Genomic DNA, 12,787 nt, shown 5'->3' with positions numbered 1-12,787 from the left:
CAAGCGGGCGCGCGCGAGTTGCATTAAGACGCCCAGCCCGGTACTTCAGCGCCTCGCGCGACGCAAGGGGACGGAATCAGTTCCGCTATGACGATAACGAACCAGACCAGCCTGCGCGCGAACAAGCGGCGCGGCCTTTATGCACGCTGGCGCGGCTTGCGCATGCTCGCGGCCGTGGCTCTGGTCGGTGGCACCCTTGCGGGATGCACCGGCGAGCAATTCCAGAAGGGTTACATTCTGCCGCCCGGCGCGCTGGAGCAGATTCCGATCGGCGCGAGCCAGGACCAGGTGCTGATCGTGATGGGCACGCCCTCCACCGTCGCGACGCTGGACGGCGAGGTGTTCTATTACATCTCGCAGCGCTCCGAGCGCATGGTTGCCTTCATGAACCAGAAGGTCGTCGACCAGCGCGTGATCGCGGTCTATTTCGACAAGAATCGGCGCGTGCGCCGGCTTGCGAATTACGGCCTTCAGGACGGCAAGATCTTCGACTCCATCAGCCGGACCACGCCGACGTCGGGTCAGGAGATGAGCTACCTCGCGCCGCTGTTCAAGCTGCTCAGTTTTAACTGAGAGCCTGAGCCAGGCCTGCGGCGTCGTGCCGCCCTTCGCACGGCGCTTACCGTCGCGCGCGGCTTGCCGTTGTGCGCCGGGTTCCCTACGCTCTCTGCAAAACAAAAGCAGGGGATTGGATTCGTGCCCAACAAAATTCTGTCTCGCCGTCGCGTTCTCGCAGGTGCCGCCGGTCTGTCGGCCGCTTCCATCCTGCCGCGATCGAGCCTTGCGGACTGGAAGCCGACCGAGAACATCCGCATCATTGTGCCGGCTGCGGCGGGCGGCTCGACCGACGTGATGGGCCGGCTGCTCGCCGCCCACCTCCAATCCGCCTGGGGCCAGACGGCAGTCGTGGAGAATCGCTCAGGCGGCGGCGGCACCATCGGAACGGCGGAAGTGGTGCGCTCCAAGCCCGACGGACATACCATCCTGATCGGCAACCCCGGTCCGAACGCGATCGCCTACAGCATATTCAAGAAGCTCACTTACAAGCCGGACCAGCTCCAACCGGTCTCCAACATGATCCGGATTCCGAACATCGTGTCGGCGCACCCGAAGACCGGCATCAAGTCGGTCGCCGAGCTGATTGCCCATCTCAAGGCCAATCCGGACAAGCTCAGCTACGCCTCTTCCGGCGTCGGCCAGAGCCCTCACCTCACCGGCGCCTGGTTCCTCCAGCTCACCGGGTTGAAGATGACGCACATCCCGTTCCGCGGCGCCGGGCCTGCGCTCCAGGCCGCACTCGCCGGCGACATCCAGATCCTGTTCGACAACCTCTATCCGAGCCTGCCACAGGTGCAGAACGGCACGCTCAACGGTCTCTGCGTCACCACGACCGAGCGCAGCGACCTCGCGCCGAACCTGCCGACCATGCGTGAGTGTGCGCCGGAGCTGGCGAATTTCGACGTGTCCTCCTGGTTCTCCGTCTTCCTGCCGAAGGGCGTCCCCGCACCCGTGCTCGAAGCACTCAATCTCCAGGTCAAGGCGATGCTGGAGCGCGACGACATGAAAAAGCAGATCGTCGCCATGGGCGCCCGCGCCGACTACGGCACGCCCCAGCAGTTCTCCGACTTCGTGGACGCCGAGACGAAGAAGTTCGCCGGCATCATCCAGAAGGAAGGGCTGCAGATGGACGTGCAGTAGGCGCCGCGAGAGCGCTGCTCCCCGCCTAGCCGGTCCCATGTGCTGCGATGGTGGCATCGTGCCGGTGTTTTGCCCGACGTGTCAAACGGTCTCTCAGGTGCAAGGCATCACGCCGGCAGTGAGCGGCTACTGTGCATGGGGTTGTTTTCGATATTTTTTGTCGCGAAGGCATCGATCGCTTCGCGGAGCTTGTCATCAGGCCGGCCTTTGCGTGGACCCGCTGGCTCACGCATGGCGGGCAAGAACCTCGAGCCCACCAAACAAAAACCCCGCGGCTCGCGCCGCGGGGTTTTGTCTTGCATCGTTGACGTCGCTCAGTGCGCGAGAACCGCCAGCAGCAACAACGCCACGATGTTGGTGATCTTGATCATCGGGTTCACCGCGGGACCGGCCGTGTCCTTGTAGGGATCGCCGACGGTGTCGCCGGTCACGGCCGCCTTGTGGGCATCACTGCCCTTGCCGCCGTAGTGGCCGTCCTCGATGTACTTCTTGGCGTTGTCCCAGGCGCCGCCGCCCGAGGTCATGGAGATCGCGACGAACAGGCCGGTCACGATCACGCCGAGCAGCATGGCACCGACGGCCGAGAACGCCGCCGACTTGCCGGCCGCACCACCGCCTGCGATGGCGTAGATCAGGAAGTAGACGACGATCGGCGACAGCACCGGAAGCAGCGAGGGGATGATCATCTCCTTGATCGCTGCCTTGGTCAGCAGGTCGACCGCCTTGCCGTAGTCCGGCTTGTCGGTGCCCTGCATGATGCCCGGCTTCTCGCGGAATTGCCGGCGCACCTCCTCGACGATGGCGCTGGCCGCGCGCCCCACCGCCGTCATGCCCATCGCGCCGAACAGGTACGGCAGCAGGCCGCCGAACAGCAGGCCAACAACCACGTAGGGGTTGTTGAGCGAGAAGTCCGGATTGACGCCAGCGAAGTACGTATGATGCGCGGAGTCGGCGATGAAGAACTTGAGGTCCTGGTTGTAGGCCGCAAACAGCACGAGAGCACCGAGACCGGCGGAGCCGATCGCATAGCCCTTGGTCACCGCCTTGGTGGTGTTGCCGACCGCATCGAGTGCGTCGGTCGACTTGCGCACCTCCTTCGGCAGGCCCGCCATCTCGGCGATGCCGCCGGCGTTGTCGGTCACCGGACCGAAGGCGTCGAGCGCGACGACCATGCCGGCCAGCGCCAGCATGGTTGCGGTCGCGATCGCGATGCCGAACAGGCCGGCGAGGCTGTAGGTGACGAGGATGCCGGCGATGATCACGATCGCGGGCAGCGCGGTCGCCTCCATCGAGATCGCCAGACCCTGGATCACGTTGGTACCGTGGCCGGTCACTGACGCTGCCGCAATCGACTTCACCGGACGATAGTCGGTACCGGTGTAGTACTCGGTGATCCAGATGATCAGCGCGGTGACGACGAGGCCGACGATACCGCATTCGAACAGCGCCATGCCGGTGAAGTCGACGCCATCGAGCTTGCCGAAGCCGATCAGGAAGTAGATCACCCCGGCGATGCCGACCAGCGACAGGACGCCGGTTGCGATCAGGCCCTTGTAGAGCGCGCCCATGATCGACTGGCTCGGCCCGAGCTTCACGAAGAACGTGCCGATGATCGAGGTGATGATGCAGATGCCGCCGATCGCGAGCGGCAGCGTCATCATGTTCGAGAGGATCGGTGTCTTGGCGAAGAAGATCGCCGCGAGCACCATGGTGGCGACCGCGGTCACCGCGTAGGTCTCGAACAGGTCGGCGGCCATGCCGGCGCAGTCGCCCACGTTGTCGCCGACGTTGTCGGCGATGGTGGCCGGGTTGCGCGGATCGTCCTCGGGAATGCCGGCCTCGACCTTGCCGACGAGGTCGCCGCCGACGTCCGCACCCTTGGTGAAGATGCCGCCGCCGAGACGGGCGAAGATCGAGATCAGCGAGGCGCCGAAACCGAGCGCCACCATGGCGTCCACCACCGTGCGGCTATCCGGTGCAAGCTTCAACGAGTGCACCAGGAAGCCGAAATAGAGGGTGACGCCGAGCAGCGCGAGACCCGCCACCAGCATGCCGGTGATCGCGCCCGCCTTGAAGGCGAGTTCGAGGCCGCCGGCGAGCGAGGTCGTCGCGGCCTGGGCGGTGCGCACATTGGCGCGGACCGAGACGTTCATGCCGATGAAACCGGCCGCCCCCGACAGGATGGCGCCGATGGCAAAACCGATCGCGACATAAAGACCGAGGAAATAGGCAAGCAGCACGAAGATGACGATGCCGACGAGACCGATCGTGGTGTATTGCCGCCGCAGATAGGCCTGCGCGCCTTCGCGCACCGCTGCTGCGATCTCCTGCATGCGCGGTGACCCCGCATCCGCGCTCAAAACCGAAGACGTCGCCCAAATCGCGTAGACGACGGAAAGCACTCCGCAGAGCACTATCAACCATAAAGCTGTCATGTGATTTTTTGCCTCAGATCCTTGATGGACGTACCCCCGGCGCCTTTTGTTGTCCGTCTTGCGGTGCGGCGCCTTGATTTCGAACAAGGCCGCCCCCTTGCCCGAAGGGGCGGCCCTGGCCGGTCGCAAGCTTGCCAAAATCAAATTGAGGGTGCAACGCCGGATGAGGCCGAAAAAGCCGATCTCGGCAGGTATTTGGGCTGATCTGACGAACTTGGCCGCTGGTTCGGCGCAATTTCTAGAAGTGGCTATAGGACAGCCGCTTCAAGACCAGTTCCTGGCCCAGCCCATCCAGAAAGCACGGCGGCTCATGCCCGGCGACGATCGTGCCGATCGCCGTGACGGCAAGGCCCACCGCCTGCCCGGCGGCAATCAGCGCATCGCTCTGTGCTGGCGGTACCGTGCACAGCACTTCGTAGTCGTCGCCGCCGGCAAGCAGCGTCTCAACGCAAATAGCGCTGCGCGCGACCAGGCCGGCCGCCGCAGCCGAGAGGGGTACGCTGGCCACGTTGACCGTGGCCGAGACGCCGGACGCCGCACAGAGTTTGGTCAGATCACCGGCGAGCCCGTCGGAGACATCCATCGCTGCCGTCGCATGGTCGCGCACGGCCTGCGTCAGCACGTTGCGCGGCTGCGGCACGCGATAGCGCGAGACCAGCATCTCCCGCGCAGCCGGATCGGCCGCGAGCGCCGTGGCGACCGCGCCGCCCGTGAGCAGGTCGAGGCCGAGCGCGGCATCGCCGATCGTCCCCGTCACCAGGATGCGATCGCCCGGTTTTGCGCCGGTGCGGCCGACCATCTGTCCCTTCGGCACGCGGCCGAAGGCGGTGATCGAGATCATCTGCGGTCCTGGCGTCGACACGGTGTCGCCGCCGAGCAGCGGGCACCCGAAGCTCTTTGCGTCCTCGCCGAGCGCATCCGCAAACGGCCTGAGCCAGGCATCCTCCCTGCTGCGCAGCGCCAATGTCAGCACGAAACCGGCAGGCGCAGCACCCTTGGCGGCAAGATCGGACAGATTCACCCGTAGCGCCTTCCGCGCAATGGTGTCGGAGGGATCAGTGGAAAGATAATGCACGCCCTGCACCACGGCGTCGGTGGTGACGACGATGTCGTCGCCGGATGACGACAGGATCGCGGCGTCGTCGACCAGCCCGAACGCACCGGGATCAGTCGCCAGCGGCTTGAAATAGCGCGCGATGAGGGAGTCTTCGGCGGAAGGGTTTTGTGCGTTGGTCATCGGCGCTAGCCCCACACTCCACTGTCATCGCCCGGCTTGACCGGGCGATCCAGTACGCCGAGACGCCCGAAATCAATTACCGCTGCCGCGGCGTACTGGATCACCCGCCTTCGCGGGTGATGACAGCGGAACGTATGAGTTACCCTCGCCCGAACTCGTCACCGCGAAACTGGCGGCCGATCTGGTCGAGCACGGCGTTGACCATGCCGGTCTCCTCGCGGTCGACGAAGGCATTGGCAACGTCGACATATTCGGAGATTACGACGCGGCCCGGCACGTCCTTGCGGTGCTCCAATTCATAGGCCCCTGCCCGCAACACCGCGCGCAAGATTGTCTCGATCCGCTTCAGCGGCCAGCCCGTCGACAACGCCTCGTCAATCAGGGGGTCGAGCTTCTTCTGGTCGCGGACGACGCCGGAGACGACGTCGCGGAAGAACGCGGCTTCCGCTGGCAGGTAAGTGTCGCCTTCGACCTCGTTACCGAGCCAATGGCTCTCGAACTCCGCAAAGATGTCGTTGATGCCGGCACCGGCGATGTCCATCTGATACAGCGCCTGGACGGCTGCGAGCCGTGCCGCACCGCGCCGGTTCGCCTTCTTCTCCGTAAGCCCCGCCGGCTTTTTGCTGTTGTCAGCCATCGCTCAGGCCCGCGCCATGCAGCGTTTGATGCGCAACATCGCGAGTGCGGCGCGCGCGGCGTCGCCGCCCTTGTTGAGCTCGCTGGCGCGCGCCCGCGCCCAGGCCTGGTCCTCATTGTTGACGGTGAGGATGCCGTTGCCGAGCGGCAGCTTTCGCGAAACCGCGAGATCCATCAGCGCGCGCGAGGATTCCTGCGAGACGATCTCGAAATGAATGGTGTCGCCGCGGATCACGCAGCCGAGCGCCACGACCGCGTCATAGGGCTTGCCATTCGCCGCAGCCGCATCGACCGCGATGGCGACCGCAGCCGGGATTTCCAGCGCGCCGGGAACCGTGATGACGTCATGGGTCAGGCCGGCCGCCTTCAGCTCAGTCACCGCGCCGTCCAGAAGCGCGTCCTGGAGATCGTCGTAGAACCGCGCCTCGACAATCAGCGCACGCGCGCCGGAAATGTCGGTCTGGTCCTTCAGGGGTGCGCGCCGCGCGTCTGCCATCGTCTCAATCCGTCTATTCTGGGTCGGCCGTTATGTAGACGCCGTGAGCCTGCAAGCCAAGTTTAAAGAGGCCGTCACTTCATTTCCGTCAGCCGCGCCGCGTAGCGGGCCATCAAATCGACCTCGATATTGACCTCAGTGCCCGTCTTCCAGCCGCCGATCGTCGTGACCGTCAGCGTGTGCGGGATGATCAGCACCGAAAAGGTCACGTCCTTCACCGTATTAACCGTCAGCGAAACGCCGTCGAGCGTGATCGAGCCCTTGGTGGCGATGAACCGCGCCAGCTCCCGCGTGGTGGAGAGTTCGAACCGCGCCATCTCGGGCAGGTCCTCGCGGCTGACGCTGGTTGCGATGCCGTCGGCATGGCCCGCGACGATATGGCCACCGAGCTCGTCGCCGATCTTGAGCGCTCGCTCGAGATTGAGCTTCGTGCCCAGCTTCCAGTGCTTCGCCGTCGTCAGCGCCAGCGTCTCGGCGGCGGCATGGACGTCGAACCAAGTCCCGCTACTCGGGTCTTTACTTCCTTCGACGCCCGAAGCGACGACAGTCAGGCAGACGCCGTTGCAGGCGATGGAGGCGCCGTCGGCGATGGTGGCCTGATCGTAGCGGCAGGCGATGCGCAGCCGGTGCAACTGCCCCTGCGCCACAGGCGTGAAGCTGACGATCTCGCCGATATCGGTGACAATGCCGGTGAACATGTTAGGCGCGCTCGTAGATGGTGAGAGTATCGTGATCGAATGTCTCGCTAGCATGAACCTTGTAGGCCTGCGACTGCGTGATTTTCGACAGGGGCAATGCATCGAGCGCATCCACGCCGCCAGAACCCACCTCTTCCGTTCCGCGGAACAGCCAGATCTCGTCGACGAGGTCGGCGGAAACGAAAGACGCCGCAACACGGCTGCCGCCTTCGACCATCAGCCGCGTGATGCCCTTCTCGGCCAGGGCATGCAGCACAGCCGGAAGATCGAGCCCGGATGCACTGTTCCGCGGCATGCGCATGATTTGCGTGCCGGCAGCGCCAAGGCGGGTCGCGGCGGCCGCTTCGGCCAGCTCCGAGCCGATCACCCAAAGCGGCGTCTCGCGCGCAGAGCGCACGAGCTGGCTCGATGCGGGGATGCGCAGGCTCCGGTCGAGCACCACGCGCACCGGCGAGCGCGCCGCCATGCCCGGCAGGCGGCAATTGAGCTGCGGATCGTCCGCCAGCACCGTGCCGATGCCGACCAGGATGGCATCGCTCGAGGCGCGCAGGAGATGCACACGGTTGCGCACGGCCTCGCCGGTGATCGCGAGCGGCTTGCCGCCGGCGGCGGCGATCTTGCCATCGGGCGAGACCGCGAGCTTCAGGATGACGTGCGGACGGTGATCGCGGATGCGACGGAAATGCCCGGCGTGGTCGAACGCGGCCTCCGCCGCGCATAGGCCCACATCCACATTGATGCCGGCAGCGCGCAAGCGCGCATGGCCCTGCCCCGCCACCTCCGGATTGGGATCCTCGATCGCCGCCACCACCCGTTCGATGCCCGCCGCGATCACCGCGTCGGCGCAGGGCGGCGACTTGCCGAAGTGCGAGCAGGGTTCGAGCGTGACATAGAGCGTGGCGCCGCGCGCCGCCTGGCCCGCCCGTCGTAACGCTTCAGGCTCGGCATGCGGCCGCCCACCAGGTTGAGTCCAGCCGCGGCCGAGGATGACACCGTCCTTGACGATGACGGCGCCCACTGCCGGGTTCGGCCAGGTGCGCCCCTGCCCGCGCCGGCCGAGCGAAAGGGCAAGCTGCATGAAGCGGCGATCGGCGTCCTTGGTCTCTCGGATCTTCTGCGCGAACTGATCTTCCAGGATGCGGAAGATCATTTGCGGATCGCGGCGAGCCGCGCTTCCTCCTCACCAGAGAGTTCGCCAAGCACGTCGGCGAAATCCTTGGCCTCGCGGAAATTGCGGTAGACCGAGGCAAAGCGCACATAGGCGACGTCGTCGAGCGTGCGCAGATGCTCCATCACGGTCTCGCCGATCACCTCGGAGGAGATTTCGGCCTCGCCCCCGGTCTCGAGCTCGCGCACGATGGTGGAGACCATCTTCTCCACCCGCTCCGGTTCGACCTGCCGCTTGCGCAAGCTGATCGACACCGAGCGCATCAACTTGTCGCGGTCGAACGGCACACGGCGGCCGTTGCGCTTGATCACGGTGAGTTCGCGCAGTTGCACGCGCTCGAAGGTGGTGAAGCGGAAATTGCAGGCGACGCACACGCGCCGCCTGCGAATGACGGCAGAATCCTCGGTCGGACGCGAGTCCTTTACCTGCGTATCGAGACTGTTGCAGTTCGGGCAGCGCATCCGTTTGCCTTGTTCCTTTGAGACTTGGCCTCTTACTGATAGATCGGGAAGCGGTCGGTGAGCGCCTTGACCCGTTCCTTGATCGCGGCCTCGACCAGCGGCGCCTTGCCGTCGGAGGACTGCGCGATCGCGTTCAGGACCTCGGCGATCATGCCGCCGACCTGCTGGAATTCGGCAACGCCAAAGCCGCGGGTCGTCGCCGCCGGCGTACCCAAGCGAATACCGGAGGTGACGAACGGTGACTCAGGGTCGTACGGAATGCCGTTCTTGTTGCAGGTGATCGCCGCGCGGACCAGCGCCTTCTCCGAGGCGTTGCCCTTCAGACCCTTCGGACGCAAATCGACCAGCATCAGATGATTGTCGGTGCCGCCGGAGACGATGTCGAGGCCGTGGCCCTTCAGCGTCTCGGCCAGCGCCTTGGCGTTCTCGACGACGTTCTTCGCATAGATCTTGAAGTCCGGCCGCAGCGCCTCGGCAAAAGCGACCGCCTTTGCCGCGATCACGTGCATCAACGGGCCGCCCTGCAGGCCCGGGAAGATCGCCGAGTTGAATTTCTTGGTCAGCGTCTCGTCATTCCAGAGCATCAAGCCGCCGCGCGGGCCACGCAGCGATTTGTGCGTCGTCGTCGTCGTGATGTGAGCATGCGGCACCGGCGAAGCATGAACGCCGCCGGCGACGAGGCCTGCGAAGTGCGCCATGTCGACCAGAAGGTACGCGCCAACCGAGTCCGCGATCTCGCGGAAACGCTTGAAATCCCAGGCGCGCGAATAGGCCGAGCCGCCGGCGACGATCAGCTTCGGCTTGACCTCTTCGGCCTGCTTGGCGACCGCGTCCATGTCGATGATCTGGTCTTCGCGGCGCACGGTGTAGTGCGCGGCCTTGAACCACTTGCCGCTCATGTTGACGGGCGAGCCGTGAGTGAGATGGCCGCCGGCCGCGAGATCGAGGCCCATGAAGGTGTCGCCGGGCTGGAGCAGCGCCAGGAACACCGCCTGGTTCATCTGGCTGCCGGAGTTCGGCTGCACATTGGCGAAGTTGGCGCCGAACAGCTTCTTGGCGCGATCGATCGCGAGGTTCTCGGCGACGTCGACCCACTCACAACCACCGTAATAGCGCGCGCCCGGATAACCCTCCGCGTATTTGTTGGTCATCACCGAACCCTGCGCTTCCAGCACGGCACGGCTGACGATGTTCTCGGAGGCGATCAGCTCAACCTCATGGCGCTGACGGCCGAGCTCGCCCTTGATGGCGGCGGCGATTTCCGGGTCAGCCTCGACGAGCGAGGCGGTGAAAAACGAATCGGGCGCGGAGGCGGTTTTGGCGAAGGTCATCTTGCGAATATCTCCACCGCCGCAGCCTTTTGGCGGGCTACGGACGGGTCTGGTGTGGCGATCGGAAGCGGCGAGCGCGATCTACCACATCGCCCGCCCCCGGCCAAGTAGTTGCGGGTCGGACACGGGAATTATGCCAGATATGGTGGGGTCGCAGGGACTTCGAGGCCCGCAAGCCTACGGGACTGCCCGGCTCAGCCGCGGATCGGCACTCCGTTAACGACCGTAGGGGGTGATTTCTGGGATCTCAGGATGGGCCCGCCCATCGGGCTCCCGGTAGAGCCTGTCGGGCGCCGCCCTCCGCCCCGTCTACAGGCCGGTATACCCTGCCTTCACGGGATCAACGCTGCCATCGAGCTGACGCAGATAGGTCAGGCCGCAAACCGTCAACCGGTGGGGGTCATTCTCTCCAGCTTCCATCAGGGTGTTGAGGTAGTTCGTCACCTTGGCCCGCGCCTCCGCGCTCGCCGCGGACGTGCGATTGGCGAGCAGGTCATAGGTCTGCATGATGCGGTCAATGGCGGCTTCCATGGCACCCTCTGGTTCGTCGATGTTTTGGGAGTTTCGATCAAGCAACCGCACGTGCCTCGGACTGGGCCTCGAACCTGGCGATGGCCTTGTTGGCGAGCCTGATCTTGTTGAATTCGCCGTGCTGGAGCAGCTTGATGATGATCTCAAGCAGGCGCTCATTAGTGACGAGCGTGTCGGGGATCGCGCCGGAGCGGCGCAGGTAGTTCGCAGCGATGGCGTAAGCGTCGCTCACGAGCTCGACGCTCATAGCCTGCAACCCGCGTTCGACCAGCATCGCATCCTCCGATCCGGAGAGATAACCGCGAGGAAGGGAACTGGTTCCGTTCGGGAGGTTGATTTTTTCGCAATCGCGAGACGACAAAACGCACCGGTCCGGGACAATCCGGGCCGGCGCGCTTGGGGAAGTCAGGCACGTTCAGGAAAGGCTTGCCGGTCTTGTAGTGGGCCGGCTTGGCCAAATCCCTTGGAAAGCTCAGAGCCGATACAGGATCTGGTCGGTCCAGAACCGCTCGAGGCGGTGCAGCGACTTGTTAAGGGTCGAAAACTCCTCGCCAGAGATGCCGCCGACCTGTTCCACGGTCTTGACGTGCTTCTGGTAGAGACTGTCGACGATGCGGCGGACTTCCTGGCCCTGCGGCGTCAGGCGGATGCGCACCGAGCGACGGTCAACGCGCGAGCGCTGATGATCGAGGAAGCCGAGCTCGACGAGCTTCTTCAGATTGTAGGAGACGTTGGAGCCGAGATAGTAACCGCGCGTGCGCAGTTCGCCCGCGGTCAGCTCCTTGTCGCCGATGTTATAGAGCAGGAGCGCCTGCACGGAATTGATGTCGGCGCGGCCACGACGATCGAACTCGTCCTTGATCACGTCGAGGAGACGGCGATGCAGCCGCTCCACCAGAGTCAATGCTTCCAGATAGAGCGACTGCACCGAACCCTGCGGGCCGGAAACGCGCTCTGCGGTATCTGCCGCAGTTGCGACGGCTTTCATCATGACACTTCCCCTGTTGTCGTTTTTATCGACACTTATTCGACGAAACTTGTGTCCCGTCTGATAGGTGCAACTTAAGGGGGGCGTTTGAAGATCGGCTTAAATAAGAGAATAAAGAGATCATGAATTTAAGACAGTGAATTGCGGATTAAGCCTGTGCCACAAGGGCTTTTCGCAACCGTCTGTTGACCGTCGCAAGGTCCTGTTCACCCTCCGTCCGCACCTTCTGTCGCATTCCAGAACAGCCCCGCCCCGTTTCGAAACGCACGCGTAAGAGCTGTGGCGGATCGCGCTAGGTCAACGAAAAGTTACCTTGAATTTTACGCAACCAGCGGTCAACCAAGCGCATACAACTCCGCTCCCGTGTCCCGGAAAGCCAGAGCACAGGTTGTAAAAAGAGTGGGCCCCGGCTCTGCAACGCATCACGCCGCAAGTGCGGCGCGCTGCATTGCGTCCGGGGTACGAGAGCAATTTGCACTGTTGACTGCGATCGCTATGGCGGCCGTTCGCGCGCGGCCATCCAGGCGAGCGCGAGATAGGCCGCGAGCATGAAGGCCTCGACGCCGACCACGGTCAGGCTGCCGCCATAGATGCCCGGGAACATCAGCTCGATCACCGCCATCGACACCACCGTCGTGAGCCACACCACCGCGCCCCAGGGCGTGGCGAGCCACAGGCCGACGGCGGCGACGAGCTCGATCACCGCAAAGTAGATGGTCGAGGCCTGCCAGGCCATTGACTGATTCTCGAACGCCTCGTCCTCGCCGCCAACGAAGCCCGTCACCTGCGCCCAGTGATAGAGGCCCTTGAGGATCGACAGCAGCGCCATCACCCGCAGGAACAGCACCAGCCGGCGCGTCCAGACATTGTCGTCGGATTCCGGGCGCTCCGACGAGATCGCCGCCACCGACATTGCGTTGTCTCTGGCATTGTCTCGGACGGCGTCCCTGGCGTCGCGGGCCGCATCGCGGGTGGAGATCTCGGACATGGCCCCCTTCTGGCTGTTTCGCCCCGCAAAATCAATCCGCAGCCCAAGTCGCTCCAATTCTGCCCTTGCGGGAGGTCAAGCCGCGGTGACGGGAACCATGCGAGCTGGTATAAGAATAAT

14 protein-coding genes are annotated in these 12,787 nt (G+C 64.5%); 2 read left to right on the top strand and 12 right to left on the bottom strand.

Annotated features, from left to right (window positions below):
• The first annotated feature begins 87 nt into the window (after positions 1–87).
• Positions 88–573, top strand: coding sequence for an outer membrane protein assembly factor BamE (locus tag JJE66_RS17300; protein WP_200515528.1), 486 nt, complete (start codon positions 88–90; stop codon positions 571–573).
• 123 nt (positions 574–696) lie between these two features.
• Positions 697–1,698 carry a tripartite tricarboxylate transporter substrate binding protein gene (locus tag JJE66_RS17295; protein WP_200515527.1) on the top strand — a complete coding sequence of 334 codons (1,002 nt, stop codon included), beginning with the start codon at positions 697–699 and terminating at the stop codon, positions 1,696–1,698.
• Between the two features lie 314 nt (positions 1,699–2,012).
• Here JJE66_RS17295 and JJE66_RS17290 read toward each other — a convergent pair whose 3' ends face one another.
• The 12 genes from JJE66_RS17290 to JJE66_RS17235 all read right to left on the bottom strand — a co-directional run bounded on the left by JJE66_RS17290 (position 2,013) and on the right by JJE66_RS17235 (position 12,667).
• Positions 2,013–4,133, bottom strand: coding sequence for a sodium-translocating pyrophosphatase (locus JJE66_RS17290; RefSeq protein ID WP_200515526.1), 2,121 nt, complete (start codon positions 4,131–4,133; stop codon positions 2,013–2,015).
• 238 nt (positions 4,134–4,371) lie between these two features.
• Positions 4,372–5,370 (bottom strand): thiamine-phosphate kinase, encoded by a 999-nt coding sequence (gene thiL / locus JJE66_RS17285; protein ID WP_200515525.1) that lies wholly within the window; start codon positions 5,368–5,370, stop codon positions 4,372–4,374.
• Positions 5,371–5,509: 139 nt separating this feature from the next.
• A complete protein-coding gene (nusB, locus tag JJE66_RS17280) occupies positions 5,510–6,007 on the bottom strand; it encodes a transcription antitermination factor NusB (RefSeq protein WP_200515524.1) in 498 nt (165 codons plus the stop codon).
• A 3-nt stretch (positions 6,008–6,010) separates the two neighbouring features.
• On the bottom strand, positions 6,011–6,502 hold the full coding sequence (ribH, locus tag JJE66_RS17275; RefSeq protein ID WP_200515523.1) for a 6,7-dimethyl-8-ribityllumazine synthase: 492 nt from the start codon (positions 6,500–6,502) through the stop codon (positions 6,011–6,013).
• A 74-nt stretch (positions 6,503–6,576) separates the two neighbouring features.
• Complete coding sequence (locus tag JJE66_RS17270; protein WP_200515522.1) at positions 6,577–7,200, bottom strand: riboflavin synthase; 624 nt, start codon at positions 7,198–7,200, stop codon at positions 6,577–6,579.
• Position 7,201: 1 nt separating this feature from the next.
• Entirely contained in the window at positions 7,202–8,350 is a 1,149-nt protein-coding gene (gene ribD / locus JJE66_RS17265; protein ID WP_200515521.1) for a bifunctional diaminohydroxyphosphoribosylaminopyrimidine deaminase/5-amino-6-(5-phosphoribosylamino)uracil reductase RibD, read from the bottom strand.
• Positions 8,347–8,829 carry a transcriptional regulator NrdR gene (gene nrdR, locus JJE66_RS17260; protein WP_200515520.1) on the bottom strand — a complete coding sequence of 161 codons (483 nt, stop codon included), beginning with the start codon at positions 8,827–8,829 and terminating at the stop codon, positions 8,347–8,349. Before nrdR ends, ribD begins: the two co-directional genes overlap by 4 nt.
• A 32-nt stretch (positions 8,830–8,861) precedes the next feature.
• Positions 8,862–10,160, bottom strand: a complete 1,299-nt coding sequence (glyA, locus tag JJE66_RS17255; RefSeq protein ID WP_200515519.1) for a serine hydroxymethyltransferase — start codon at positions 10,158–10,160, stop codon at positions 8,862–8,864.
• 309 nt (positions 10,161–10,469) lie between these two features.
• Complete coding sequence (locus JJE66_RS17250; RefSeq protein WP_200515518.1) at positions 10,470–10,691, bottom strand: hypothetical protein; 222 nt, start codon at positions 10,689–10,691, stop codon at positions 10,470–10,472.
• Between the two features lie 37 nt (positions 10,692–10,728).
• Positions 10,729–10,965, bottom strand: a complete 237-nt coding sequence (locus JJE66_RS17245; protein ID WP_200515517.1) for a hypothetical protein — start codon at positions 10,963–10,965, stop codon at positions 10,729–10,731.
• Between the two features lie 198 nt (positions 10,966–11,163).
• Complete coding sequence (gene ldtR / locus JJE66_RS17240; protein ID WP_027529973.1) at positions 11,164–11,682, bottom strand: transcriptional regulator LdtR; 519 nt, start codon at positions 11,680–11,682, stop codon at positions 11,164–11,166.
• A 490-nt stretch (positions 11,683–12,172) separates the two neighbouring features.
• The gene (locus JJE66_RS17235; RefSeq protein ID WP_200515516.1) at positions 12,173–12,667 is read right to left on the bottom strand and encodes a DUF6163 family protein; all 495 of its coding nucleotides are present in this window, start codon (positions 12,665–12,667) and stop codon (positions 12,173–12,175) included.
• Positions 12,668–12,787: the final 120 nt, after the last annotated feature.

This window comes from Bradyrhizobium diazoefficiens (assembly GCF_016612535.1).
In the GTDB taxonomy this organism is placed as follows: domain Bacteria; phylum Pseudomonadota; class Alphaproteobacteria; order Rhizobiales; family Xanthobacteraceae; genus Bradyrhizobium; species Bradyrhizobium diazoefficiens_C.
This window is presented reverse-complemented; position numbering and strand designations above follow the sequence as displayed.

Bases quoted from the DNA above. Each gene is read 5' to 3' on its own strand.
- JJE66_RS17300 (WP_200515528.1), top strand. From the start codon at position 88: ATGACGATAACGAACCAGACCAGCCTGCGCGCGAACAAGCGGCGCGGC.
- JJE66_RS17290 (WP_200515526.1), bottom strand. From the start codon at position 4,133: ATGACAGCTTTATGGTTGATAGTGCTCTGCGGAGTGCTTTCCGTCGTC.
- thiL (WP_200515525.1), bottom strand. From the start codon at position 5,370: ATGACCAACGCACAAAACCCTTCCGCCGAAGACTCCCTCATCGCGCGC.
- nusB (WP_200515524.1), bottom strand. From the start codon at position 6,007: ATGGCTGACAACAGCAAAAAGCCGGCGGGGCTTACGGAGAAGAAGGCG.
- ribH (WP_200515523.1), bottom strand. From the start codon at position 6,502: ATGGCAGACGCGCGGCGCGCACCCCTGAAGGACCAGACCGACATTTCC.
- JJE66_RS17270 (WP_200515522.1), bottom strand. From the start codon at position 7,200: ATGTTCACCGGCATTGTCACCGATATCGGCGAGATCGTCAGCTTCACG.
- ribD (WP_200515521.1), bottom strand. From the start codon at position 8,350: ATGATCTTCCGCATCCTGGAAGATCAGTTCGCGCAGAAGATCCGAGAG.
- nrdR (WP_200515520.1), bottom strand. From the start codon at position 8,829: ATGCGCTGCCCGAACTGCAACAGTCTCGATACGCAGGTAAAGGACTCG.
- glyA (WP_200515519.1), bottom strand. From the start codon at position 10,160: ATGACCTTCGCCAAAACCGCCTCCGCGCCCGATTCGTTTTTCACCGCC.
- JJE66_RS17250 (WP_200515518.1), bottom strand. From the start codon at position 10,691: ATGGAAGCCGCCATTGACCGCATCATGCAGACCTATGACCTGCTCGCC.
- JJE66_RS17245 (WP_200515517.1), bottom strand. From the start codon at position 10,965: ATGCTGGTCGAACGCGGGTTGCAGGCTATGAGCGTCGAGCTCGTGAGC.
- ldtR (WP_027529973.1), bottom strand. From the start codon at position 11,682: ATGATGAAAGCCGTCGCAACTGCGGCAGATACCGCAGAGCGCGTTTCC.
- JJE66_RS17235 (WP_200515516.1), bottom strand. From the start codon at position 12,667: ATGTCCGAGATCTCCACCCGCGATGCGGCCCGCGACGCCAGGGACGCC.